This is a genomic window from Dyella flava (genome assembly GCF_016904955.1).
Lineage (GTDB): Bacteria > Pseudomonadota > Gammaproteobacteria > Xanthomonadales > Rhodanobacteraceae > Dyella_B > Dyella_B flava.
In genome coordinates, this window is record NZ_JADIKE010000035.1 from 228,856 (window position 1) to 255,285 (window position 26,430).

22 protein-coding genes, 1 tRNA gene and 1 pseudogene are annotated in these 26,430 nt (G+C 59.0%); 12 read left to right on the top strand and 12 right to left on the bottom strand.

Annotated features, from left to right (window positions below; translation table 11 throughout):
* Positions 1–15: 15 nt before the first annotated feature.
* The 3 genes from ISP19_RS10805 to ISP19_RS10815 all read right to left on the bottom strand — a co-directional run bounded on the left by ISP19_RS10805 (position 16) and on the right by ISP19_RS10815 (position 1,672).
* Positions 16–108: transfer RNA gene (locus tag ISP19_RS10805), tRNA-Ser, on the bottom strand.
* Between the two features lie 83 nt (positions 109–191).
* Positions 192–950, bottom strand: a complete 759-nt coding sequence (locus tag ISP19_RS10810) for an MBL fold metallo-hydrolase (RefSeq protein WP_204681798.1) — start codon at positions 948–950, stop codon at positions 192–194.
* Positions 947–1,672, bottom strand: a complete 726-nt coding sequence (locus ISP19_RS10815; protein ID WP_204681800.1) for a 3-deoxy-D-manno-octulosonic acid kinase — start codon at positions 1,670–1,672, stop codon at positions 947–949. Before ISP19_RS10815 ends, ISP19_RS10810 begins: the two co-directional genes overlap by 4 nt.
* Positions 1,673–1,718: 46 nt before the next feature.
* Between ISP19_RS10815 and ISP19_RS10820 the strand changes: the two genes are divergently transcribed.
* Positions 1,719–2,774 (top strand): glycosyltransferase family 9 protein, encoded by a 1,056-nt coding sequence (locus ISP19_RS10820; protein ID WP_204681802.1) that lies wholly within the window; start codon positions 1,719–1,721, stop codon positions 2,772–2,774.
* Here the strand turns inward: ISP19_RS10820 and ISP19_RS10825 are convergent.
* The 9 genes from ISP19_RS10825 to tssK form a co-directional block, all read right to left on the bottom strand.
* The gene (locus ISP19_RS10825; RefSeq protein WP_204681804.1) at positions 2,753–3,214 is read right to left on the bottom strand and encodes a transglycosylase SLT domain-containing protein; all 462 of its coding nucleotides are present in this window, start codon (positions 3,212–3,214) and stop codon (positions 2,753–2,755) included. The genes ISP19_RS10820 and ISP19_RS10825 overlap by 22 nt on opposite strands.
* The gene (gene tssE / locus ISP19_RS10830) at positions 3,199–3,627 is read right to left on the bottom strand and encodes a type VI secretion system baseplate subunit TssE (protein WP_204681814.1); all 429 of its coding nucleotides are present in this window, start codon (positions 3,625–3,627) and stop codon (positions 3,199–3,201) included. The genes ISP19_RS10825 and tssE overlap by 16 nt, the downstream gene beginning before the upstream one ends.
* 1 nt (position 3,628) lies before the next feature.
* Positions 3,629–6,319, bottom strand: coding sequence for a type VI secretion system ATPase TssH (tssH, locus tag ISP19_RS10835; protein ID WP_204681822.1), 2,691 nt, complete (start codon positions 6,317–6,319; stop codon positions 3,629–3,631).
* Positions 6,320–6,528: 209 nt separating this feature from the next.
* On the bottom strand, positions 6,529–6,870 hold the full coding sequence (locus ISP19_RS10840) for a hypothetical protein (protein ID WP_204681824.1): 342 nt from the start codon (positions 6,868–6,870) through the stop codon (positions 6,529–6,531).
* Positions 6,867–7,427 (bottom strand): tlde1 domain-containing protein, encoded by a 561-nt coding sequence (locus ISP19_RS21645; protein WP_425489216.1) that lies wholly within the window; start codon positions 7,425–7,427, stop codon positions 6,867–6,869. The genes ISP19_RS10840 and ISP19_RS21645 overlap by 4 nt, the downstream gene beginning before the upstream one ends.
* A 150-nt stretch (positions 7,428–7,577) precedes the next feature.
* On the bottom strand, positions 7,578–8,060 hold the full coding sequence (locus tag ISP19_RS10850) for an Hcp family type VI secretion system effector (RefSeq protein WP_204681828.1): 483 nt from the start codon (positions 8,058–8,060) through the stop codon (positions 7,578–7,580).
* Between the two features lie 99 nt (positions 8,061–8,159).
* Positions 8,160–9,839 carry an OmpA family protein gene (locus ISP19_RS10855; protein WP_204681830.1) on the bottom strand — a complete coding sequence of 560 codons (1,680 nt, stop codon included), beginning with the start codon at positions 9,837–9,839 and terminating at the stop codon, positions 8,160–8,162.
* Complete coding sequence (locus ISP19_RS10860; RefSeq protein WP_204681833.1) at positions 9,836–10,516, bottom strand: DotU family type IV/VI secretion system protein; 681 nt, start codon at positions 10,514–10,516, stop codon at positions 9,836–9,838. The genes ISP19_RS10855 and ISP19_RS10860 overlap by 4 nt, the downstream gene beginning before the upstream one ends.
* Positions 10,513–11,862, bottom strand: coding sequence for a type VI secretion system baseplate subunit TssK (tssK, locus tag ISP19_RS10865; protein WP_204681841.1), 1,350 nt, complete (start codon positions 11,860–11,862; stop codon positions 10,513–10,515). Before tssK ends, ISP19_RS10860 begins: the two co-directional genes overlap by 4 nt.
* Positions 11,863–12,272: 410 nt before the next feature.
* Between tssK and tssB the strand changes: the two genes are divergently transcribed.
* The 11 genes and pseudogenes from tssB to ISP19_RS10915 all read left to right on the top strand — a co-directional run bounded on the left by tssB (position 12,273) and on the right by ISP19_RS10915 (position 26,429).
* Positions 12,273–12,782, top strand: a complete 510-nt coding sequence (gene tssB, locus ISP19_RS10870; protein ID WP_204681851.1) for a type VI secretion system contractile sheath small subunit — start codon at positions 12,273–12,275, stop codon at positions 12,780–12,782.
* 147 nt (positions 12,783–12,929) lie between these two features.
* Positions 12,930–14,459 carry a type VI secretion system contractile sheath large subunit gene (gene tssC, locus ISP19_RS10875; protein ID WP_204681859.1) on the top strand — a complete coding sequence of 510 codons (1,530 nt, stop codon included), beginning with the start codon at positions 12,930–12,932 and terminating at the stop codon, positions 14,457–14,459.
* Positions 14,460–14,568: 109 nt separating this feature from the next.
* Positions 14,569–15,177 carry a hypothetical protein gene (locus tag ISP19_RS10880; RefSeq protein WP_204681861.1) on the top strand — a complete coding sequence of 203 codons (609 nt, stop codon included), beginning with the start codon at positions 14,569–14,571 and terminating at the stop codon, positions 15,175–15,177.
* Positions 15,177–15,602 (top strand): annotated as a pseudogene (locus tag ISP19_RS21650) (glucosaminidase domain-containing protein); the annotation flags it as partial. The gene ISP19_RS10880 and the pseudogene ISP19_RS21650, both read left to right, overlap by 1 nt.
* A gap of 192 nt (positions 15,603–15,794) precedes the next feature.
* On the top strand, positions 15,795–18,119 hold the full coding sequence (locus ISP19_RS10885; protein ID WP_239556721.1) for a type VI secretion system Vgr family protein: 2,325 nt from the start codon (positions 15,795–15,797) through the stop codon (positions 18,117–18,119).
* A gap of 2 nt (positions 18,120–18,121) precedes the next feature.
* Positions 18,122–20,533, top strand: coding sequence for a M23 family metallopeptidase (locus ISP19_RS10890; RefSeq protein WP_204681872.1), 2,412 nt, complete (start codon positions 18,122–18,124; stop codon positions 20,531–20,533).
* Between the two features lie 6 nt (positions 20,534–20,539).
* Entirely contained in the window at positions 20,540–21,076 is a 537-nt protein-coding gene (locus ISP19_RS10895) for a hypothetical protein (RefSeq protein WP_204681874.1), read from the top strand.
* Positions 21,077–21,133: 57 nt separating this feature from the next.
* Positions 21,134–21,274, top strand: a complete 141-nt coding sequence (locus ISP19_RS10900) for a hypothetical protein (protein ID WP_204681876.1) — start codon at positions 21,134–21,136, stop codon at positions 21,272–21,274.
* Positions 21,275–21,320: 46 nt separating this feature from the next.
* Complete coding sequence (locus ISP19_RS10905) at positions 21,321–21,584, top strand: PAAR domain-containing protein (RefSeq protein ID WP_204681878.1); 264 nt, start codon at positions 21,321–21,323, stop codon at positions 21,582–21,584.
* 788 nt (positions 21,585–22,372) lie between these two features.
* Positions 22,373–22,906 (top strand): hypothetical protein, encoded by a 534-nt coding sequence (locus tag ISP19_RS10910; RefSeq protein WP_204681880.1) that lies wholly within the window; start codon positions 22,373–22,375, stop codon positions 22,904–22,906.
* Positions 22,887–26,429, top strand: coding sequence for an ImcF-related family protein (locus ISP19_RS10915; RefSeq protein WP_204681882.1), 3,543 nt, complete (start codon positions 22,887–22,889; stop codon positions 26,427–26,429). Before ISP19_RS10910 ends, ISP19_RS10915 begins: the two co-directional genes overlap by 20 nt.
* Position 26,430: the final 1 nt, after the last annotated feature.

Sequence of the window (26,430 nt, forward strand, 5' to 3'; positions counted from 1 at the left end):
GCACCTTTCAATAACTGGCGGAGAGAGAGGGATTCGAACCCTCGATACGGGGATAAGCCGTATACACACTTTCCAGGCGTGCTCCTTCAACCACTCGGACATCTCTCCGCACGCATTGACCACATTGCCGTCAGAGCCCGGCAAAGAAGCGGAAGCATAACGTCTGGGTTCGTCTCAGACAAGAGAGCGATTCAGCCTGCGTCCGGTCTGGGCGGTGGCGGCACGGCCAAGGCGATGCGCTCGCCGGCAGCGGCAACTTTGTATCCGCGCGCCGCCAAGGCCGCTCCGTCAGCGACGCTGCCATAGTGATAAAGCAGCAAACGCGCGCGCAGCGACGCATCGTATTCGCGCTCGATATCATCGATGCCGGTATGCGAAGGATTGCCCACCAGCCCGCAATCGTGCGCGATCAGCTCCTGCCTCTCCGCGTAATGCGCCAATACTTCCGGAATCGGACGCGTGTCGCCGGTAAAGGCGAAGCATCCACTCAATGCCAGACCGAACGACGTGCCCGGGCGGTGATGGCGGGTAGCGAACACATCAAACCACAGTCCATCCAGCCAAAAGCCGCGCGAGCACGGGACAAGCCGAAAGGCTTCCCAATAATTCACGCCGCCCTCGGCCAGGACGCCGGGGTAATCCGCCACGCGCGCCTGTAGCCAGGGAATCAGCGCGGCATGCGCAAACACGCGGGTCTTTCCGCGCAGCGCCTCGTTGAACCACAAGCGCGTGAACAGCCGTTCCAGGCCGCCCACATGGTCCATATGCGTATGCGTGATGTAGAGGTTCTGCGGCGGCTCGCCGTAGGCAGCCAGGTAGCGGTCGAGCGTGTCGGGGCCGCAATCGATCAGCAACAGCGGCTTGCCATCGCGCTCAAGTACCGCCGATGACGAACCCAGTTCGACCGCGTGCGCGGCGCCGGTGCCCAGAAAGTGCAGATGCCAGTTCATGCGCTCAGCGTACGCTCGTAGCCGTACATAAGAGGTGCCCAGATAGTCTGATCAAACGCCGCCTCACCCTCCGCGGCCGCCCCAAGCTTGAACAATGAGCGACGCAGCCGCTGCAGGTTGGCCATGCGCCAACCCTGCCCCGGCGAACGTATGCGGCCACGGTCGAAATCGATCAGATACAACGCGGAAGATGCCACCAGTATGTTGTGCGCATTGAGGTCGGCATGCCAGACACCCACGCGATGGAAGCGCGCCACCAAGGCGCCGACCTCTTGCGCCAGCTCCGCATCCAGACGGCCACCGGCCAGGGATTCGGCCAGCGTCTGCGTTTCCGGAATACGCCGCGTAATCAGATCGGCGCGATAGTGCAAACCAGCCCGCTGATAGCGGGCCGCCACAACCTGCGGCGCCGGCAGTTCCAACTTCGCCAAGGCCTGCAGCAGGCGGAACTCGGCGAAGCTGCGCGTGCGATCCGCTCCCGTCCACAGATAGCGGTCCCCCATCAGCGCCGCCACCATCCCGCCGCGGTGGTAGTGGCGCAGCACGCACTCACCGGCTGGCGTATCGATCACGGCGACCCCACCGCGCCCGCCCGCCTGGGTACGCAAGGCAGCGCGGCCCCGCCAATACTCGGGATCAAACCAGTAACCGTCGACTTGTGGCGACAGGCTGGCGTCGAACAGAATCGCACCTTCGGTGTCTTGGCGCAGTTGTTCGTGCATCGGTGCTGCTGCGGCTCCGCCCTGGTTCATTGTCTGGCGATTCTACATGTCCGCTCCTCAATCCATCTGCCTGCTCCGCACCTCCGCCATCGGCGATGTGACCCATGTGGTGCCGCTGGTCCGCACGTTGCAGCAGGCATGGCCGCAGACATCGCTGACCTGGATCGTGGGCAAGCTGGAACGCAAGCTGGTGGGTGATCTGCCGGGCGTGGAATTCGTCACCTTCGACAAAGGTGCCGGCTGGGCCGGCATGCGCGCGGTGAAAGAAGCCTTGCGCGGCCAGCAATTCGATGCCCTGCTGCAGATGCAGGTGGCCTTGCGCTCGAACCTTTTGAGCCTGGGTATCCACGCAAAGCGCAGGGTTGGCTACGACCATGCACGCGCTAAGGACCTGCACGGGCTGGTCATAAACGAACGCATTCCCGCCCGCACCGGCGAACACGTGCTGGAAGCCATCGGCAGTTTCTGTGAGCCGCTGGGCCTGAAGCAGACTGACGTGCGTTGGGATATTCCGATTGCCGATGAGGATCACGCCTGGGCCGCAGAACAGTTGCCCGGCGATCAACCCACCTTGCTGGTCAGCCCTACATCCAGCCATGCCTTGCGCAATTGGCAGCCGCAGCGCTATGCCGCCGTAATGGACCATGCCGCCACCCACGACTGGCGCGTCGTGCTGATTGGAGGCCCTTCGCCCGGCGAGCGCGGCATGGCCGACGCCGTGCTGGCCGCTTGTCATCACCAGCCAATCGACCTTACCGGCAAGGACACACTCAAGAAATTGATGGCGATGTTCTGCCGTGCGCAATTGCTGCTTACACCGGATTCCGGCCCCATGCATATGGCCAACACGGTCGGCATGAAGGTGCTGGGCCTGCATGCGGCGAGCAATCCGGCACGCTCGGGCCCTTACTCAGATCGTCGCTGGTGCGTCGACAAGTACGACGCCGCCTCACGCAAATACTTCGGCAAACCGGCCAGTGAGATTCTCTGGGGCAGCAAGATCGAACGCCCCGGCGTGATGGATCTGATCGAAATTGGCGAAGTGATCGAACGCTTCGAAGCCGCCGCCGAGGCAATGGGCTACCGCACCGGTTCGCGCTGACCCAACCCCCAGGAATGCAGAATTCTTTTTATCTGCGCCGCATACACCGCACCCGCTTGCGGTGTTTCCGAATGATAGGCGCCCACCGCCCGCCAGGTGTTGCCGTACTTGTCCATCTTCTGGCGCAAATACCACGCGGCCACATAGGCACTCACACACGGGTCGAATAACTGGTGTGGTTTCACGCCATAGCGATCCAGCTCGGACAGATGGACGGAATTGATGCCCATCATGCCAAAATCCGTGCTGCCATCGTTATTGTGGTTAACCGCCCACGGCCTCATGCGCGACTCCTGAAACGCTATGGCGCGCAATACATAGGAATGTACTTGATGGTATTTCGACGCCTCGTCAATGCAATCCGCGTGACAAACGGCTGAGGCAAACAGAAAAACCATCAGTAAAGCACCGCGCATTCGATCAGTCAGCGCCCACGCCATTGCATCAAGGTTCGTCCGCTTGGGTCAAAATGCGTACCATAACGCACCAGGCCGGCCTTTTTCAGATGACAGGTAAGATCGTAGCTGACCAACATGCCGGGGTCGGTATCGTGCAGCAACTCCAGATCAATGGAGCGAATGCGCGGCTCATAAGCAAGCAGCGTTTTCTCCATCTGTGTTTTCAGCAAATGAGCCGAAGCGGGTAACGCACGATAGATCTGGCTTAGATCCGGCAGCCCATAATCGGGAAGATGCTTAAGCGCGCCCGCTCGCGTGTTGAGAATCTGCTTGAGATTTTCCATTACGCTAAGAATTTCTTGCGTAGCTTCGTCACGCTCGTCCAGCGGAACCCCGCCAACGTGGCCGGCAAGCAACTCGTACAAAGATGGCCCGATCGACCTATCGCTTGCCATTTTATGCGTCCATTACCACCGCGGCTGTGTCAGGCACACCCACGTGATTCACAAAATCGATGACAAGGCCACCAGACTCAGAAAGGCTCAACCGCGCTTCGTCCGGCATCTCGCCGCTTTGCATGCGAAGCAGGATTTCGCCCGCCAATGCCGGCAAGACTTGCACATTCAGCAGGCTATCCACATTGCGCGCGCCGGACTCCCTGACCAAGCAGGCTTCCGCCAGAGCGACCAGCAACGCATCGTCGCAGTAGAGCGCCATGCCGTGCTGGCGCTGCAGTCGCTCACTGGTGCGCGCCAACTTCATGCGCACAATGGCCGCCAGCGCGTCCACATCCAGTGGCCGATAAACAATAGGCTGGAAACGCGCGAGCAAGGCGGCTTGAAAGTGATCCGTGAGAACGGGGCGAATATCGGCAAGCAAGGTTTCGCTGCTGATCGTCGGATCCGCATCAACCCGATCCATGATCCGCTCGGCGCCGAGATTGGAAGTCATAATGATGACGCAGTTGCGAAAATCCACCTCGCGCCCTTCTCCGTCTCGCATACTGCCGCGGTCAAAGATTTGATAGAAAATTTCCCGCACGTCGCGATGGGATTTTTCGACTTCGTCGAGCAGGATCACGCCATAGGGACGCTGTCGAACCGCCTCGGTGAGCACACCACCCCGCCCGTAACCGACATAGCCTGGCGGAGACCCCTTAAGCTGGGACACCGTGTGCGCCTCCTGATATTCAGACATATTGATGGTTGTCAGAGAAGCTTCGCCCCCAAACAACAGATCCGCCAAGGCCAGCGCGGTTTCCGTTTTGCCGACACCCGAAGGTCCAACCAGCAAAAATACACCGAGCGGCGAATGCTCGTTTTTCACACCGGCACGGGCCGTACGCAAGCTTTGCGCCAACGCGGCGAGCGCATCGCGCTGCCCAATAACACGATCGGCCATCCGACCTTCCAGCGCAAGAAGACCGACAACTTCATCCTCGACCAAATCCCCGACCGGAACGCCCGTCCACTCGGCCACTACGCGCGCGATCGCGGCGGCATCGACATCCGGGGATACCATGGGCGTCTTACCTTGCGTCCGCGTGATCATCTGGCGCGCGGCGGTTAACGCAGCAGGCGTGGTACCTGCCTCACTGTCACGCCGACCATGGAAAGCGGTCACCTGGCTCAGCGCCTGCTCGTAGCATTCCCGCAAGACATTCATGGAAGCATGCGCTTCGGTGAGTTGCGCTCGAATCAGGTGCAGACGCGCATCCGGCACCCCAGCCCCTGCCTGTCGATCACATTCGGCAACCTGAAGCTCTCGCTCCAGCGCAGCCACCTCGGCGCGAGCGCAAAGCAGCTCCACCGGCGGTGACTCCAGGCCCTTGCGCACACGCGCCGCGGCGGTATCGATCAGGTCTACCGCTTTGTCGGGCAATTGACGATCAGGAATATAACGACGCGACAGCTTCACCGCCGCGACCAGCGCCTCATCCAGAATATGCACCCCGTGGTAAGTGGCATAACGATCCATCAGGCCACGCATCATCAGACACGCTGCGGCGTCGTCCGGCTCATGCACCTTGATGAGTTGAAAACGACGCTCCAATGCCGCGTCGCGTTCAAAATATTCCCTGTATTCAGACCAGGTTGTGGCCGCAATGGTACGTAGCTCGCCGCGCGCCAGCGCCGGCTTGAGCAGATTTGCCGCATCGGCGCCTCCCACGCTATTACCGGCGCCAATAAGGGTATGCGCCTCATCGATAAACAGAAGAACCGGTGTGGCGCAGCGCTGAACTTCGTCGATGACGTTTTTGAGGCGCTGCTCAAATTCGCCCTTCACGCCCGCGCCGGCCTGCAACAATCCAAGATCCAGCGTCAAAATACGCACGTCGCGCAGCAAGGCCGGGACACTCCCCTCAACCACGCGCAAAGCAAGCCCTTCCACCAGGGCCGTTTTGCCGACGCCCGGCTCACCCACCAGGATGGGATTGTTTTTACGACGACGGCCCAACACGTCAATCATCTGCGCGATCTCGCGATCCCGCCCGAAGACCGGATCGATCAGGCCATCGCGGGCCCGGGCGGTCAGGTCGATGGCAAACCGTGCCAGTGCATCCTCATTAGCGGTACGGCTCGCCATGCTTGAAACAGATTTACCGGACACGGATGCATCATCGTATGTCGCGCTTTTATGGCTTTCGAGGCTATCAGCAACGTCGCCGGCCAATGCTTCCACAGACTCCCGATCCAACACCGGTATCAGCCGCTGGATTTGTGCCGCGCTTATCGAGAGCAAGGGCCACGCATCCGCAGCACGCAGCCCATGCGGCGACTCGACCAAGGCCGACAGCAGATGCGCAGAGCGGATCGGCTGTAGCTCATCGCCGGACGACGCGAGCGACCAGGCATCCTGCAGCACATCGGCCAATGCACGCGACAATGCCGGTTTGCCACGCAAATCGTGGGAAAAACGGTCGATCGCCGCCAGCAGGGCTCTCCAAACGGCGTCGAGATCGATGCGGTAATGACGGAGAATGGCTGGAACATCACCGCCACCACACTCAATCAGTTTGAGCAGCAGGTGCTCGAGCGTGATCTCGCCGTGCATACGAGCCTGGCAAAGATTTGCCGCCGCTTCTAGGGCACCGGCAGCATGCGGATGCAGCTCACGTAAAAGATTCGTGGGGTCACGAAGTGTCATGAGGAGGGCCTGTTAAAGCCCGGCCGTGGCAGGGCATGGACGAAAGATCAGGGATACACGCCGAAAACAACGATTTTTTCCGACATGTACGAAGAGTTAGCACTGCCATGGGGTGACGCCAAACAGTGGATTTGTGGACGGATCACAAGCCGTTCGACATCGCCTACCAATGGACAATCAGGAGCAAGCATGCATCCGCAACCCCCTGGCTACGGCGAATCGCCGATTTTCCGCGCGACGACATAGACATCAACGCCGCTCATCGAGCACTCGCTAGAGGACGCTTCGCTGTTCGTGATGACTTGAACCGTGGCGCCCGATTTCTCGTAAAAGGTAATCTCATAGATCTGGCGGTACAGGTCTCTACCCATCTTCTCCGAGGCGAGCGGCACCGCCTTTGTTTTCGATTCGTCCAGTTCCGTCGGATCGGTAATGCCTGCATTTTTCAAGCTCACGATTGCCATGTTGGTCGGCCAGCTTGAACACGCGGGAGCTCTGGCAAAGCAGAGCAGCGGAGTCACGAGAAGCAGCGCGGGGAGCAGTCGTTTCATGGCACCACCTGAAGCCGATGATCGCCACTTTTCCAGACTCGCTCACGCGCCGGGAGAGGCATGATGATGCAACCGTCGGACGCACGGCCTGGATGCGCAGCGCTATCACCGTTCATCATGAATCCGGTACGGCCGTAGGTGTCCGTCATCGGAGACGGATGGAGCCGCATTGTGTAGTTGCCTGCGTGAGGATGGTGGAAGGGCGCCTCAATCGACCAGTAGCCAACAGGAATTGGCGCGACGTTCCTCGCGTCCTGCATATGCGGATCGTTCTTCCCGATGCCGTTGCCTGAGTAACCTTGCCCGACAAGCTCCCCTCCGTCGCGCGTCAAGCGACCCGTACTCTGACTGTATTTCCAAGTCATTTGTTGACTCCATTTTGTAATTGAGGATAAAAAAGGGATGTATGACAGGGGCGGCCTCAAATTCCGCCAAGAAACACTGTTGATGAGGTTTCCAATTTTTCTGCAATCCGGCAGTGTTTTCTGTAGAGGTCTTGCCCTTCCCCGAAGCCTGCTCCGGCTAATACGCCACGTCGGAATACAACTGTTTGGCATCAACCTGCATCAGTGCCAACTCTTCACGCGTCGCGGGAAAATCCGCGTTTCCGGCGCCCGTCCGACCACCGCGACGAAAGCCACGTGGCAAAATCGGAAGGTGGCCAGCGCAGATAACCTGCCTGCGCCGGCCTTGGGAACGATGCGCGCTCAGCGATCGTTCCAACTATCGGCGTGGATGATGTTGCCGTCCTTATACGCCCAGGTGATCTTCTCGTAGCGTAGTTCCACCTCTTCCATGTGGTTGTGCTTGTCGTAGGCAGGGTTCTTGATATCGAGCATCTGCGGGCGAACGGCCACCACCTTCACGTTGTCGATCTTGGTGTTGAAGTACTCCACTTCCTTGCCGGCGTCATCGATCTTGTACCACTTGATCTCCACTGACTTCAGCGTCTGACCACTGGTCACCGCCTTGTACAAGTATGGCGTGGAGGCATCGGTTTCCTTGGTAAAAGCGATCGCCTTGTGCACGCGCGTACCGGTCAGCTTGCCGGTGTTTGAATCCGTCGGAATGCTCACACCGTGATCCAGCGCCACGACCTCGACGCTTCCTTCGCGGCCTTGCACGGTCACCGACCCCTTGATGTCCGCGCCGCCGTCGTCCTTGATCCACATATAGGCAGGAATTGCCATGCTCGATTCTCCTTCAGGTTGGTATTTCAAAAATCCCGGGCAAGATATTTCCGGGGGCGCCCCGAACTCATTGAAGTCGGGTTCAAATTTGCACTGCTCTCAACCGCTGGGCATATCGGGTATCAGCGTGATCTCCACGCGCCGATTACGCGCGCGACCATCGGCGGAATCGTTGTCCGCAATGGGCCGCGTATCACCGTAACCTTGGATGGCAAAGCGCGACGCCGGCACGTCTGAAACGTCCATCAGCCAATTGCGTACCGCCATAGCCCGCGCCACGGACAACTGCAGATTTGTTGCCGCGCCACCCACGTTATCGGTATAGCCCGCCACCAAAATACGTTCTTTCGGATGCGCCTTGATCGCCTCCAGCGCGTTGACGAGCATTCGCGTTGAACCCGGTTTCAGGGTGGCCTGCCCGGTGTCGAACAACGACATGCTGTCCAGCGTGAATATCGTGGGCAGCGGAGGCGGCGACTGATAGGAGGCAATAGCGTCGTTGAGCGCAGGAATGACCGCGGCGCCGTGATACAACCCAAGATCCAGCCTCATCGGCACACCCTGACGCTGGTATCGATCAAGCCGATCGCGCTCGCTCACCAATAGGCTTAGCGCATCGCGGCGTGCCTCGTCATGCACCGCCGGAATCGAGGCAAAGTGACTCAGGTGATCAGTTGTTTGCACGAGCAAGGTTTTGTTGTTGTAAGCAGCGCACCAAAACGCGATAGCGATCGCATATGCCAGTAGGCACAGCGCGTGTGCCAAGGCGCGCAGGCGTGGCGATATCCAAGCCTGCTGCGGCATCGCTTCAATCAAAGGCTGCGGAAGAGGCCATGGAGCTGCTGTCGCGTCGCAACGTGGCGCTCCAACACGAGTGCGCACCTGCAAGAACGACCTCCACACAGAGGAGGTGTCGCCGTGTACCGTCGCCCCAGCATCGATCCATGCGACGCCGTACAACGGCCAAGGCGCTGCAGGCTGTCTGCGCTCCTGCAGCAACGGCAGCGCGACCTCGCGCGTCCAGTCGATCACACCCGACAACGCCGCGGCGCGCCACGCTTTCAGGCGATCTCCATTGGAGCGCCCCATGTCTGCATCGAAGAACTGCGACACCACATCGAAGCGACTCGCATCACGCATCGGCCATGCCGAGGAAATGCCAAACCATGATGGCGAATGCATTTTCTCGTCGGTGACGCGCTGATAGACGGAAAGATAGCCCGGTAAGCGTCTACCCAGCAGGCGTGACGTATCGCTCGCAGCCTGCCTTGCCAGCCGTAATGCCTGAGCCAGGACCTCGACGTCTGCGTGGGCAGATGGTGACAGCATCAATACGATACCGTCCGGTGCACGGCCGTCGCGCCACTGATGCACTGCCACGGCGAGATGCGGCAGGTCACTCAACCGATCGACACGTAACCAGATCGCACCATCACCCACATGAATAAGCGCACCCTCCGAGCCGCTGCGATCAAAAATCCGGTCGAGATGATCACCGATCACCAGAACCAATGGCATACGGGTACGCAGCCGCAGAGGAAGGTAGGATGTCGCCTCGGCCAGCGCAGACAATATCGCGGCATGCTGGATACTCGCGCGACGCAAGCGGAGACTTCGCCAAACCATCAATAACAGGCCAACCGAGGCTGCCAGACCCGCGATGATCCACGCCATCGTCTTATCAACTGGCAATACGCACAACGCAAGACCCATCACCAGCAGCGTGCAAAACGCAACCTGCGCACGGTACGGATAGCCCAATACGCGATAAGGACTCATGGTGACTGGTTCAGCAGATGTGCCAGCTGAGCATCAAGAGCCCGATCGCAAACGACGTACACAAACGCCGCCATGATGGATGCCATGACGGCAGCCGCCCACGACGAAAACCTGGGCAAAGTTCGCCCGCGCGTCTTCTCGATGATGAATGACTGATCACTCGCGGGCTGCAATTTGGCCAGCAACGCCTGCAAAGTCATAATCAACGCATTGCGCTCTGCCTCGCCTTCGCGTGCGTAGCGCCCCTTAAAGCCCAATCCAAGGATGGCGGCATAGCATTGCAGCAACTCGACGTCCGGAGGCGTCTGCCGCATACGCGCATTCAGTTGTTCGAACACACGCTCACCGGCGTCATAATTGCCGAAGCGCTCTACCTGCAGTGGATGTGCCTCCCATTTGCCGCGACCTTCTATCGAAAGGTTCGAGAGAGCTACCTCATCCAGCAAAGCGCACTGCGCATACACCACTTCATCCCGCGCCTCGACCGAAACCTGTAGTGCGTCCAGCGCCCGCTCGAACTCCGTGACCAAACCCACGCAGCGGTCACGCAGCTCTTCTACCGGAGCGACATTGCCACCCTGCGCCAGGAGCGACACTTGCAGCGCCGTCTCACGCAGGCACTCACGCATACCGAAAGCGGCCACGCGCTTTCTCTTGTGGGGAATCGAGCCGATCATGAGGAAAGCACCGCAAATAATTCAAGGGAGGCCTCCGGCACCGAGGCCGGGAGATAAATCTGGCAAGCGCGTGCGGCCAGCATTCGGGCGTGAGCAGGATCTGCCGTATCCAGCGCGAAATACTGGTTTTCCAAACGCACCGGAATAGCCGCCGGTACGCGTTGAACAGCCTTCAACGGAACGCCCGTCAATGCGGAGTTAACAATATGCTCGACATCGTCGGGCGCGCCGATCTTGCACAGACGTGGGATCAACTCCAGCAACTGGAGCGCGGGTAATGAAGCATTGACCGACAGGTAGTAATCAACATCCTTCAGCAAGCGCTCATCGTTGAACTGACCCATCCACGAGGTCGCGCTCCGCTTGGCCAGGCCGATGGGAATGACGCGTGAAGGAATAACCGTATCCAGAAGATCGCGAATGAGCGAATCAAGCCGATTAAAAATTTCATCCTGCCTGGTGTGCTCGTAGAGCGGAATCGCCGACAACGCCGTACCGGTCGAGAACGTCATCAACGCGCCGGCCAATTCAGATAGCACCGCGTACAAGCGTTCCGGCGACTGCTGCGGGTGTGATGCCAGAAACGCCAGCCTTGGCCAATGCGTATGTACGCAGTGCAATAGCCAGAACAAGGACACATCGGCCACGCCAAACTCGGCAACCTGCTCGATGCGCTGACCTCGTCGCGCCGCCAGCGAGGTCGCCTTGGCCAATAGAATGTCCGCGAGTCGCTGCACGCGATCCAAGTGCTTTGCATGAGCCGACAAGAACAGGCAAGGCGGCACATACGTGTCGTCCAGTTGGAACCGACCATGCACGCCACGCTTCAGGCGTGCAACAGGACAAACCACACTGTCATTCATCGATTCGAATTCAAACGCCAGGCGCAGGGCGTGTCGCTCCACCGATAGCTCTTCGACACCACGGCCGTTCTGATCGATGATTTCCGCAAATTCCCGGACATAACGGCGCGGACGAGGCAACGGTGCATCGTCGAACCGGCAATTGTCTCCCTCGGCCAGCAACAGCGGAAGTGCGACAAATACCAGCACAATGTGCACATCCGGTCGAATATCGCGCGAAAGATCGCGAGCAGGCGGCAGGGCATCCACCACGGACGTATCGATGGGGGTGCCGTCCGGTAATCGCAGGACGAGGCGATTCAGCTTGAAGCGGTTTGCGTGCAAAGCCTCTTCGTCCACATCGACGCCCAGCAAGCCCCACGGCTCGGCCAGAGCCAACTCGGCCAACTGCCGATGCGTAAATCGCAGCCACTGTTCCTGCTGTTGAAAATGCTGCGGCGTGAGGATCAACCCCTCGTGCCACAACGGCTTCTGTGCCCGCATGGAAAGAACTCCGTCTGATTCGTAACGAAGCGAATGAGGCCGTAGTCAACAAGACAGTGCAAGCGCGACTTTGCAAAGCGTATGGTGAAACAAAACCTCGAAATTTACCGGGAATGGATGATGCATTTCCGTCCCCCCTATAGCCGACTACGGAAAAGTCCTACACCACAAATCAAACTATTCCTGCCCAACAAGTCGGCATACGTGTAGCTGTTTCCGTCCTGCGTACGCTGCATCCTTGTGCACTGGCGATGGCACCCACCTCCACCTCGTCCAGACAGGGCGTGGTGTTCATGGAACCAAGGCGATCACCGAAGCGGATAGCAGCTTGAATTCCGTCGTTCGGGATCGCGTGCCACACCATCCACCGTGTCCGCCGTGACACAGCGTTATCACTTCCGGGAAAAAAAATGACCGAGAGCTATCAGCACGAGATTCCTAAGGCCCGCGTCAACATCAGCCTTGATCTGCACACAGGCGGCGCCAAGAAAAGAGTCGAGTTACCGCTCAAGTTACTGGCCATGGGCGATTACAGCGCCGGTAAAGAGCAGGCTGCCCTGGCAGAACGAAAAAAGATCGACATCAACAAGGCCAATTTCGACGCCGTACTGACCGAGCTCAATCCCGAAGCAACCATCGCGGTACCCAACGCACTGGTCGATGACGGGAGCGATCTCGTGGTAAGGCTCAACTTCAAAACCATGAAGGACTTCGAGCCTGACGCCGTTGCGCGCCAGATTCCCGAGCTGAAGGCGCTTCTCGCCATGCGCAATTTGCTGCGCGACCTCAAATCCAACCTGCTCGACAACACCACCTTCCGCCGCGAACTGGAGCGAATCCTCAAGGACAAGTCGCTATCCAAGAGCCTGCGCGACGACCTTGAAAAAATTGGCACCGCGCAGCCATCCGGAAACGCCTGACCCTTTCACCCCAGCCAAAAGAAGGCGCGAAGCATCGGATGAGGATGTACCAGAGGGCGACTGTTCGAGTTACCGGAAAACCGCTGCACGCCAGTCAACTTCGCGTGAAACCTCATTCCCCCCGTTTGCAACTCACAAGGACTCATCATGGCAAGCAAGGAAACCCAAGCGAACACCACCAGCGTGGTCATCGATGGCCGCAGCGTTTACGAGTCGCTCTGCGACAAGATCAACCTGAGCCCGGTGCAGGAAGCACGCCCGCTCGAAGCATTTCAAGACAACGACCTGCTCTCCGAATCGCCCGCCGATGAACGCATGGCCCTCGCGGTCAGCGTATTCCTCAAAATGGTCGGTGATGCCAGCCGCCAGATCGATCGCCTGGACAAATCCCTGCTCGACTTCCACATCGGGCGCATCGACGCACAAATCAGCGCACAGCTCGATGCCGTCATGCACTCCCGTGAGTTCCAGCAGATCGAAGCCGCGTGGCGCGGCTTGAAGTTCCTGGTCGACCGCACCGATTTCCGCAAGAATGTGAAAATCGAAGTGCTCGACGTCTCCAAGGAAGCCCTGCAACAGGATTTCGAGGACACACCGGAAGTGATCCAGAGCGGCCTCTATCGCCACGCCTACATCCAGGAGTACGACACCCCCGGTGGCGAACCCATTGGCTCGATCATCTCCAACTACGAATTCGACAACTCGCCGCAGGACGTCGCCCTGCTGCGCAACATCTCCAAGGTCGCCGCTTCCGCCCACGTGCCGTTCATCGGCGCCGTCGGCCCGCACTTTTTCGGCAAGGAGACCATGGAAGAAGTCGCCGCCATCCAGGACATTGGCAACTACTTCGATCGCGCCGAATACATCAAGTGGAAGACTTTCCGCGACACCGACGACGCGCGCTACGTCGGCCTGACCATGCCGCGTGTACTGGGCCGCCTGCCCTATGGTCCTGACACCCGGCCCGTGCGCGGCTTCAACTATCAAGAAGCGGTCAAGGGTCCGGATCACAACCGCTATCTGTGGGTGAACGCCGCTTTCGCCTTCGCCGCCAACATGGTGCAGAGCTTTATCAAGAACGGCTGGTGCGTGCAGATCCGCGGCCCGCAGGCGGGTGGCAAGGTGGAAGATCTCCCCGTGCACCTCTACGACCTCGGCACCGGCTACCAGCCGAAGATCCCCACCGAAGTACTAATCCCCGAAACGCGCGAATTCGAATTCGCCAACCTGGGCTTCATCCCGCTGTCGTTCTACAAGAATCACGACTTCGCCTGTTTCTTCTCTGCCAACTCCACGCAGAAACCGGCGCTGTACGACACCCAGGAAGCCACCGCCAATAGCCGCATCAACGCGCGCCTGCCGTACATCTTCCTGCTCTCGCGCATCGCACATTACCTCAAGCTGATCCAGCGCGAAAACATCGGCACCACCAAGGACCGCCGACTGCTCGAGCTGGAACTCAACAACTGGATCAAGAATCTTGTCACCGAGATGACCGATCCGGGTGACGACCTGCAGGCATCTCACCCGCTGCGCGAAGCCAAGGTCACCGTGGAAGACATCGAGGACAACCCCGGTTTCTTCCGCATCAAGCTCTTCATCGTGCCGCACTTCCAGGTGGAAGGCATGGATATCGGCCTTTCGCTGGTGTCGCAGATGCCCAAGGCCAAGAGCTGAACTACCTGGCAAGCCACAAGAGCAACGATCGTCTCTGTCGCACCATCATGGCTTGGGTGCGGCAGAGGCGTCACATGGTCAAGCACGCTTAACAAACGAATCCGTACCCATGCGAAAACAACCGGATAACCAGACGAGAATAGATAAATCACTTGTCTTTCTCTTCACCTTCCTCTGCCTAACAGCGTGTTACGCACAGGTGTCGATACCGCAAGGATTTTCCTCCTATGCGTCCGAGCCTATCGGCAATGGAGCAACCTGCCATGCAGGAGCTGTACTTGACGAAGACGGAATGAACCAAAAGCCATTCGCCTATGTGGAGGACCTCGATCATCGGGTCCGCTGGACAGCGCCGATCGCCTTGCCGAACGATGCTTATCAAGCACGTTTGACGCACTGTGAACGGCTCAACGATGCATTGTACGTGCTGATGCAAGCCGACACGCAACAGCAACAGACGCTCTCTCAGACACTACTTCAAATAGTCAAACTAAATGCCGCGAATGGCGCAGTCATCGGATCGACTTACGTCGATGTGCCTGGCGTCAAAGATGCGTATTCGTCATGGGTAGATAAGGGCAATGTAAACTTTCAAGCCGAGAAAGAGAAATTGATCATCTCCGGACACTACTTTCGTCTGGCCGACCCGAACGACCGCAAGACATTTGAGATAGATATAGACACGAAGGTTGCTCAAGCTGATCAAGGGAAGAACTGATGAGCAGCAATGATCAATTTATCACCGATCTCTATCCATCCGCGCAAATAGTCTCCCAGGAATTTGGCATGTCTTGGGAGCTGATTCTTGCTCAAGCCGCTCAGGAGACGGGTTGGGGCCAAAAAGTACTTCCCGGCACGAACAACATTTTCAACATAAAAGCCAACAGCAGCTGGCAAGGCGCAACCAAGACTTTCAATGTCTGGGAAATCGAAAATGGCAAGAAAGTTTGGAAGGACGAACCCTTTCGTTCTTATGAATCGATAGAAGACGCCTTGCGGGATCGAGTGAAGTTTTTACAAGAAAACCCACGCTACGCCAATGCAGGCTTATTCGATCAAGGAACTCTTGGATTTTTCGAAAAGGAAGCAGATGCGTTGCAAAAAGGTGGCTATGCCACCGATCCAAATTATGCACAAAACCTAAAAACCGTATTCAACGGACCAACCATGCAACGAGGCATCGCCTCGGCAAAACGCAACCAAATACCAACCACTTCGAATGTATCCACCCCCACGAAGACTGATCTAAGTACGAGCGCACTGCATCGTCTCGACGATAAATCGACGGACCAAACCGGTGGCGCATTTGCCAAAAATTACGCCAAGAAGCTTTCGATGACATCGACACATCAGCTCAGCCAAGCCTACCATTTGCACATCGCAGGCAGCTCCGCTCCGTTTTCCGTGCTCAGCTTCAAGGGCAAGGAAGCTTTCAGCAAGCCCTATCGCTTCAAGATCAAAGTCACCAGTCCTATCGCGGACCTGACGATCACTTCCGTGCTGGGCAAAATGGCGAGCCTCACCATTCAGCCCATCGATACCACCGCCGCGTCCCTGCGTGTGCTGGTCGGCAATCTGGCCGATACACTCGCCACCCCGCCCCCCGCGCGTGTCTTCCGCGGCTTGATCACCCAGTTCGATCAGCTGTCCACATCGCCTGATCAAACGCACTACCGCCTGGTGCTCGAGCCACGCGTGGCCGATCTGTCGCGTGAAGTCACCAGCCGACTGTTTCAGCAACAAACCGCGCCGGAGATCCTGGAAGCCGTGCTGCGCCATGCCGGTCTCACCGCCAATGACTTCCAGTTCAAGCTGCGTGCCAGTTATCCGACGCGGGAATACACCACCCAGTACGAAGAAACCACACTCGCGTTTCTCCAACGCATCGCCGCGGATGAAGGGATCTGGTTTCGCTTTACCCAGACCGATGACCGCGAAGTCATCGTCTTCGGTGACGATATTGACGCTTACGACCGCAGTGGCCTCACCGTGCCCCTCCGTGCCGATGCTGGCCTGGAAAGCGTGGGCGCCGAGGCGGTTAAATCGCTCGCACAACGCCGCCGCCGAGTCACCCAATCGGTGCGTCTGCATGACAACAACCACCGCACCGCAGGCGTCTCGCTACTCACCGACGCTAACCTCGCCCGCGACGACAGCACTACCGCCGGCACCGACTACCGCTGGGGCGAGCATCAAAAAGACCCCAGCGATGCCCAACGCCTCGCCCAACTACGCCACCAGGCCCACCTCACCCAGCAGGTCCTCTACGACGGCACGGCCAATGCGCTCGCTCTCGCGCCGGGAAGCGTGTTGCAACTGCGCGACAAGACCCTGCCCGATGCGCCACACGGCTTGGTGATCACCGCCGTCACCCACATCGCCGCGCGCGACCAGCCTTATAGCAATACCTTTGAAGCCATCCCCGCTGATCGTCCCTATCGCAGCCAACCACTGCCCTGGCCCAGCATCAGCGGCCTGCTGCCCGCCCGCATCATGTCGCCCGGTGACTACAAGTACGCCTACCTCACCCCGGCAGGCGAATACCGCGTTCAGCTGCCTTTCGATCTGGACAACTGGAGCCCCGGCGGCACCAGCCGCCCGGTGCGCCTGGCCAAGCCCTACAGCGGCCGCGACTACGGCCATCACTTTCCGCTGATCGATGGTGCGGAAGTCATCCTCGGCTTTACCCAAGGCGATCCGGATCGCCCCACCATCGTTGGTGCCGTCCACAACAGCCAACGCACGGACCTGGTCACCAACCAGAACAACACGCGCAACCTGATTCGCACCGCCGCCCAGAACGAGCTGCGCATGGAGGATCGCGAGGGTATCGAACACATCCACCTGACGACGCCCACCCAGACTAGCGAGCTCAATCTGGGCCACATGGTGGATGGGCAGAACAAGGAGCGCGGTAGCGGGGCCGAATTGCGTACCGACGGGCACGCCAGTGTGCGTGCGGCCAAAGGCTTGTTCATGAGCGCCGATGCGCAGCCGAGGGCAAATGGCCAGCAATTGGATATGCAGGCGGCGATGGCGCCACTGCAACAGGCGCAGATGCATTTGCAGTCCTTGTCGGAGGCCGCACAGACAGCCCACGCCCTCGCCGCCGACACCGCCGCACAAAAAGCATTGATCGAGAACCGGCTCAAGGATTTGCAGGCGCGCGTCGCCCTGCTGAGCGCGCCCGATGGCATTGGCATCACCACCGGCGACTCGCTGCACCTCAACGCCGCGCAGAACCTCATCGCCACCGCCGGTGGTCACCTCGATGTCGGCGTCATGAAGCGCCTCACCGTCGCCGCGGGCGAGCTAGTTTCCGTGTTCGCGCAAAAGCTTGGTATCAAGCTTTTCGCCGCCAAGGGCAAAGTTGAAATCCAAGCGCAAAGCGATGCGCTGGATCTTCTCGCCGATCAGCAGTTGCGCGTGGCAAGTGCGAAGCAAGACGTGCAAGTCACCGGAAAAACCAAGGCGGTGATGGCCTGCGGTGGTGCGTCGTTCACGATCGAGAACGGCGGTTTTGTTTTCACCTGCCCGGGGGAATTCCGGATCAAGGCGAACTCTTTCGTCTTCGAGGGGCCATCGAACGTCAGCACGCCGTCGCCCATCTTCCCCAACAGCGAACTCGTCGCTGCCCGCAGCTATCCCTGGACACGCTAACCATGATCATCAGCCCCCCTTTCCTGCCGCAACCGGACCCTACCTTCCGCAACGCGGATGCCATCGACCCCGTGATGGATGCGGTGGAGGGCTTCGAGCTCGCGCACGGCATCTACCCGATCGCCTTCGATCGCCGCTGGCACGGCGGTGTGCATCTTGCGCCGAACATGGACATGGAGGTTCGCGCCATTGCCGATGGCGAAGTCGTTGCCTACCGCGTGTGCCAGCACGTATACGATCGGGGCGAAGGCACGCCCGACAGTAACGCCGGCTTTGTCCTGCTCAAGCACACCACCGAAACCGGCGACGGCCGTACTCTCACTTTCTACTCGCTCTACATGCATTTGCTGGAACTGGCCGGCTACCAGTCCATTGGCGCCGACGCGCAACTAATCCCGGCATTCCTGCGTAGGCCGGTGGGTCACCCCTATCGCAAGGTGATTCCCGCCGCCCAGCCCGGCGGGGGGCAGAAGGTTTACCGCAAGGACATCCTCGGCTGGATCGGGCAGTGCCATGGCCAGAAACATCTGCATTTCGAAATCTTCATGACACAGGAGGATTTCAACGCGTACTTTGGTACCACCCAGCTTGGCAATACGCATCCACGCACCCCATCCAGCACCGACTATTGGGGGCACAGCTACTACGTGATACCGGGCGGACAAACGCTCCGCAGTACGGCTCCAAGCCAATTTGACTCGCACTACTTTCCCACCCTGCAGCAGGGGCAGCTCGACGACGACCACACGCTATACGTGGAAGCGTATTTCGACAAGGGCCATCGCTACACGCAATCGTGGATCGACAAGGGGGACGGACACCGGATGCCGCTCACCGACAAGCCGGTGAAGGAGGAGGACTACGAATACCAACTCTACGAGCGTGCCACCAAGCTGTATCCGGGCTGCCCCAGTGACGGTTACGAACTGCTGCGCTTCGGCCGCATTCTGTCCAGTCCCGCGACGCTGACCGACGGCCAGGTCACTACGGGACTGGGTTTTGCATCCGGCATGGCGGGCGATTCCCGTCCCATGCACATCGAAAGCCCCTGTGCCACCTGGGTTTCGGTCATGTTCGATCAAGGGAAAAGAGGCTACATCGACATCCATCACCCCAGCATCCAGAAGCTTTCCGACGCGGATTTCCCGTGCTTCAAAGGCTGGCAAAAACTCAGCGAAGGAAACGGCCCCTTCAACGGCGACGGCCTGTGCGACATCGACTCGCTGAAAAAGCTCGTCAAAGATGTCGCCGATCATCAGACCGCGCAAGAAATCGCCCAGAAACAGGAATACAAGAAAGAAGACATCCTTGCCCGCTATATCAAGTTCAACGACAAGGTCCGCCAACAACTACACGGATTCGTATGCCAAGCGCCCAGCGAATGGGACAGCTCCAGCAACCACGCGCGATATCAAAAGCTCATGGCCGAAGGGGAGTTCTACCACGGCGACGAGCCGGGCTACGACGCATTCATCAAGCTGCTGTCGTCGTTTCAGTTTTGGGATAAGACGGGCTTCAAACCGGGGGAGAAGTTTTGGTTCTTTCATCCGCTCGCGTTCATTCGACACTTCAGGAAGTGTGGGTGGTTGAGTACTGACGAAATAGCGTCAACGTTCCCCAAATACGCATATTACAAGTTAGCGCAAAACACCTATAGCGCCATAACAAACAGCGTGAACGCAACAATAACAAAGCAGATCGCAACAGAACGAGTCGGCAAGTACAAAACCGCTCTAAATATAGCTATGCGCAAATACGGGATAGCAAACAACCGCAACCGCCAAGTCCAATTCTTAGGGCAGGTTTTTCTTGAAACTGATCGATGGAATACCATTAAGGAATATGGCGAGGGTAGATATAACCCAACGCAACCTGCGACGGAATATTACGCGGCATTCTATGGCAGAGGAGTCCTACAGTTAACGTGGGCAGATTTATACGATGCCTATGGTGCGTTTATGCATTTGGCCAATAACGCTTCTGAAATCTACGCCGACCCAAGGATCTCAAAGACATCAGCTCATTGGTTTGGCGATCCCAGGCAGAAAGATGCACAAGGAAAAGTAGTTATTGCCGGGCGTAAGCAAACCTGGTGTCCACGCTACGATCCACAGACAATCTGCGAATCCCTCGACTTGACTTGTGATAGCGGAGGGTTCTTTTGGATTTACAAGCATCATGATGGGGTTAGAAACATTAATCGTGTAGCAGACTTACCTGTAAACCAGGCTTCCATTGCCCGTGTTTCTATATTGGTAAATGGTGGCGGCAATGGCTTCTATGAAAGACAAGCATTTAGCTTGTTTGTCGCGAAGCGCCTAACAGATATGACCAATGTAGATCAAATGTGCACATTTACGCCACCCAAGTGCAGCAAAAGCATCACGATTAATTATTCAAACATTGAGGAATAACAGGCCATGAAAAAATCAGCAATATTCATTCTATTTATATCAATGACCTACAGCATAACTTCATACTCTCAGGCAGTTACCCTTAAACCACCACTCTCCGCCCCGGAAACAATTCCCAATAACATCCGCTCTTTACTTGTGGAATTTGGAACTATCAAGTCAGACGCAAATAAATCGCTTACTTGGAATCAAAATGGAGAGCACCACTACTTCCTTCAGATTCAGGATGAAGGTGGAGGGTGTGCGATCGTGGACGTCAATAGCAAAACATCGACTTACCGTACGTTAGATTCTTACGGACAATGCCAAGTCATCCTTGCCCCAAAAGTCGTGGATCTGACTGGCAATGGGTCAGCTGGCATCGTAATCACTTTGCGCCTTCAATCAAATGGCACGGAGGATACCTACACCGAACAAACCAATGCCTATATATACGTCCGAGAAAAGTCAGAATTCTGTAAGAACGACGATGCTGGAAGTTTTGCCAATGGGACGCGGGTCGCGAATTCAGTACTTAAATTCGGCCCCTCCGACTGTAGGTAACTGAAGCGAACGTATTTGCCACGCGCAGCGAATCGCAGAGATTGCAATGGATTCGACATGAAACATATGAATGAAATCACGGCACTTACCTTCACTCCGGGAGCTTTCCTGCGCCTGATGCAATTAAGTAGTCCCAATAATCAACAACGCGCAATCCGCTTCCGACATGCACCGCCGAAATATGCCGCCATTTTTTAACTGACGAATGACGATAAGCCCTTCATAGAATGCACGGAAACCGACAATGAAATCCCCCATTCGCAAAGGCGATCCACTGGAACACGGCGGTGAAGTCACCATCGCCTCGCCATACACCATCTTTATGGGCAAGGCATTGGCCCGTCAGGGCGACGAGGCCGTGTGCGCCCTGCATGGAAAAACGATGATTGACGAAGGCAATCCGTCCTTTCGTGACCGGGATGGCAAGCCATTCGCGATACATCAGCATCGTTGCGCCTGCGGCTGCCGTGTGATGTCGTCGCTCCCCAACGTGCATATCGCCTCCTGACGATGCCGGTTGATCTGTCCGCCGCGGGTCGGCCGAGTGCCTACCCCACTCATAAGCCACGCTTCATGCCGTGGTTGGTGGGGTGGCTACTGTGTTGTGCCACAGGTGTCGTTCTCACGTTGCTGCTGTGGCCTGCCCATACGCCAACGCAAACCCCGCTGTTCTGGTTCTGCCTTGTTGGCGTGCCGAATGTGGTGTTTTGTTTTGCGCTGGGTGTTACCCGCTCGGTGTATGAGGCCGCCTATAGGCAAGCGTGGTACCGCCATCAGCATCGGAAAACCTGGCTTGATGACCGCGTACGTTATGCGCAGCGACCGCTACGAGTGCTAGGCGTGGGGTACTGTTTGCCGGTTAAGCAGCCCAGCCTCGCCACCGTCGTGGCAGGAGCCACACCCTTGATCACGTCGCAGCCGCCACGCAGCGGCTCAGGCCTTTTAACGCATAGTCGTTTCGCCGACGACGATCCACGCATCGATGCGTCTGTGGACGCATGGCGAGAGTCCGCGTCCGATTCTGCCCTGGATGACGTCACGCATCCGCCAACTCCCGCGCACGCACCGCCGGGTGATCAGGTGCCTCCAGTTGTGCGAATCATAGAGCACGCGCTCGCCCCACTCGCGTCAGTCTTGCACGCGTTGTCGCAACAAGATTCGGCACGTGCGCCAGCCGTGCGGGTGCTGCCTTCACTCGATAAGGCAGACGAACGCGTGCAGCAAGTACGTCAGGCCCTGCAACGCGCTAGCTTGCCTGAGTGGGAATGTCACGCCGTTCCCGCCGATGATGGCCTGATGCTCGCCGATACGTGGCTCGATCTTGATGAGAATCGTCCGCTTTTGATGATCGCTGCCGAGTGGTACGACACACCACTTCCTGACAGCACAGAAGGGGCCGTGGCAGTGCTGCTGGCTCCTGAGGCGTTGCCACTACCTGAGTCGGTGGTTGCTTGCGGAACGTTGCATCGCCCGGTCAACGGCGCCCTTGATGTATTAAGCGATGTCCTTGCAAACGCCGCACTCTGGGGCCATGCCGATGCGACATCCGTTTCCCATACATGGATCAGCGGACTGGATGCCTCGCATGATTCGGCGTTTCTTGCGGCGCTCGAAGCGGCTTCATTCACCGCAGTCAAAACATCCGACGCGCAACAGCGCCTCGATCCCGTGGTGGGTCGCTCCGGCGCGATGGGCGGCTGGCTGTCCATCGCCGCGGCGGTCGAATCCGGCGCGACCGCACCACAGCTGATCTTTCATATTGCGCAGGCCGCACAGGCCGCCATCCTTTACGTGAATCCGCCTGCTTCCCATGACAACTCCCACGAATAACCTCAAGGCCCTCGCTGCAAGCGAATCGACACCACCGGTGACCAACGCCCCTGGCATGCTGGGGTCGGCGCTGATCGCCGTGGCGCTTGCCACGGCAGCTCTCGCGTTAGTTTGGCTGGGGGGCGATGTTGTTCACACGCCCACGACGCATGCGAAACAAACGGCCTCGATAGGGATATTGAGTACGCTCGCCGCAGTGTTGATGATCCACTTACTCGCCTTTGGCAGCGTCGCTTATCATTTGGCTGGGCGGCTGTTTCGATGGGAAACCCGCCACGCTGATGCCGCTACTCCTAACAGCGCCAAACACGACACCCCGTTCGCGCTGTTGTGCGACGCCCTTCGTGACCGCTACGGCTGGCGCTGGCGTTATCGTGATCGCTGGTTGCTGGTGTGCGGCGATGACGCGGTGGTCGATGCGGTGGCACCTGCACTGCGTAAGGAAGGTTATGCCGTTCACCCCGGCATGGTATTGCTGCACGCTGGCTCCGGCGACAAGTTAGACGCGGCGCGACTGCGCGCCATCGCCAGCCTGCGCCGCCTTCGTCCGGTCGATGCGATGGTTCTGGTGTTGGCCAACCAAGACGAGAAGGCCGCTTCATGCAAGGCGGATGCGCTTTCCAAGCCATGGTTGGCACAAACCACCGCCTTGCACTGGGCCGCTCCGACCTATGTGTTGAATGTCGTGAACGTGGATGGCGCCATGCCCGAGCATGGCGAAGCGATCGCGTGTACGTGGCAAGGCCGTGTCGATGCGGAGCGGGAAACCACGGCGCTGGCCGAGCTTTCCCGCCTGCTGGCGGATACCGCCGTACAACGCATGAGCGAACAGCGCCAGGTACGTTACCTCGCGCAACTGTCGAGCTACATCGCCCTGCAGGGTGCCGCGTGGGTGGAGTGTCTCGCACAAATCGGCCGCGGTTATCGCCGGCAGGCGTTCATCGCGGGCGTGTTTTTTTCGCCGGCCTTCAAACCGAAGCCGGATCACGTGGCGGGTTTCGACAACGCCGCCCCATCCCATCAAGCCACCTGGGAAGCCATCGCCGCCCACAGCCGCCGTGTGCACGAACATCGCGTGGGTTTCTCGTGGTCGAGCCTATTGGCCTGGGCCGTTACTGCCGGTGTGATGGCGTGCATGCTCGGCACACTGACCTCATTCACGCTCAATCGCAACGCCATCGTGCGCGCACAAACCGCCTTGCAGACGGTTCAGGCCGCCAAGACGCGTACACAGTCGCTGCAGGCGCTGGATGGGGTGCAAAAGGAGCTGAATACGCTGGAGTCGTATCAGCAGCACGGCGCGCCGTGGCGCATGCGCTTTGGCTTGAATCGGGACAAAGCGCTACAGGAGGCGTTGTGGCCACCGTATGCCGCGGCAAGCCATCGCGTTTTGGTGCAGCCGTTGCGCGCAGGGCTGGAGCAGCAGTTGCAACAGCTTGGCACCCTGTCCGACCAAGTGCTGGCGAGCCGCGGCGATGACACCGTGAAAGGGGCTTATGCGGATCTGAAGGCGTATTTGATGCTGGCCGAACCCAGCCATGTGGAGGTGCCCTTCCTCACGCAGCAGTGGCTGGCCACGTCGGCCGCACAACGTCCGCCGGATGCGTCGCTGAGCGTGGGGGCGTGGAACGACCTGATGCAGCACCTGGTGACCTTCCAGGTGAATCACCTGGCCCAAGCACATCTGCCCACCGGTGTATCGCTGGCCGTGCCGGTCGATCCGGCTCTGGTGAACGCGGCGCGTCAGACGCTGGTCGGCGTGATCGGCCTGCAAAACTCGACCGATACGGTGTATCAGCAGATCCTGGCGGAGAACCGCGACAAGTATCCTCCGCTGTCCCTGCAGACCCTGCTGGGGGACAGCAGCAGCCGCGGCGTGTTCGCCACCTCCGAAACCGTAGCCGGTGTGTTTACCCGCAGTGCCTGGGACGAACGCATCGGCAAGGCGATTGACGAGGCCGGCACTACCCGCACGGTGGCGGGCGATTGGGTGCTGAGTGATACCAAGGCCTCTTCCACGGCGCCGTCAGCTGATGCCTTGCGCACGGCGCTGCGCGCACGTTATTTCAACGATTACGCACGCGCCTGGCAGCAGTTTCTCAACAGCGTGCGCTGGCAGCCGGAGGAGTCGCTCTCTGGTACCGTCGATCAGATGAACCTGCTGGCCGATCCGCAACGCTCGCCGTTGTTGGCGCTGTTCAAGGTAATCGTGTATCAGGCTGGCGCGGGTACGGAGGCGGCGTCGCTGTCCGATGCGCTGGTGAACAAGGCGAAACAGCTGGTGCACCGCGACGAAGCCGATCCCTCCAAGCACGCCGCGCCAACCAGTGCTTCGCCGCTGGCCAACGCGTTCGGGCCGCTACTGCAACTGGCGGGTGGCGACAATGCGGACGCATCGCAGAGGGGGGCGCTCGGCACTACCGGGACCGACATCAGCCTGTCGCGTTATCTGGAGCGTGTGACGGCGGTGCGGCTGAAGCTGCAGCAGATCATGATGAGCCCCGATCCGGATGCGATGTCGCGCGTGACCGCGCAAGCCATCCTGCAAGGCAGGACGTCCGAGTTGGCCGAGAGCCGCGACTACGCCAGCCGGGTGGCAGCCAGCCTAGGCCAAGCCTGGGGTGGCTTGGGTGATGCGCTGCTCCAGCGTCCGCTGGACCAGGCCTGGGATGCGGTGCTGAAACCCGCAGCGACCAGCCTCAATGAGACGTGGCGCAGCACCCTGGTGTCGGACTGGCACGCCAGCTTTGATGGACGTTACCCCTTTGCCGATAGCGACAACGATGCGTCGCTGCCGGAACTCGCGCGTTTCCTGGCGGCGAACAACGGCCTCCTGGTCCAGTTTGTGCAAACCCAACTGGGCGGGATCCTCGAACGCCAGGGTGATCATTGGGTGGAAGTGCAAGGCACAGGGCGCCAGACCCTGCATGTCGACCCCGCTTTTCTGGAAGCGCTCAATCGCCTGCAACACATCGCCCATGTGCTGTTTCCCTCGGGCGACTCACGCTTGCGCTATGAACTGCGCGCCGTGCCCACGCCTGACGTGACTGATCTGTCCATCGTGCTGTCCGGCCGCGAATTGCATTACTTCAACCAGCGCGAAGCCTGGATGCCGTTCGAATGGCCGGGCGATGCCTTGGACAACACCACCCGCATCGATTGGCAGACCCAGCAAGGGGGCTTGCGCTCGTCGCTGGAATTCGAAGGCCGCTTCGGCCTGATCCGTTTGCTGGAACGCGCCACGGTCACGCCACAGGACAGCGCGCGTTATCTGCTGACCTGGAAACCCTCGCCGAGCGCCATGCCGGATCTGCGCGTGCAGTTGCGCAGCGAAACCGGCAAAGGGCCGTTGGAGGTGTTGGCGCTGCGGCATTTTGTGTTGCCGACGCGCATTTTTGTGGGTCATGGCAATAGCACACCGCGACGCGTCGCAGGCGGCCCCTTCCCACCCGACGGCGTCGCCGCATCGGGCGACGCGCCCTCCTCCCTGTTGCCGCGCATTGCGCTGCCGGAAAGAGACTGAG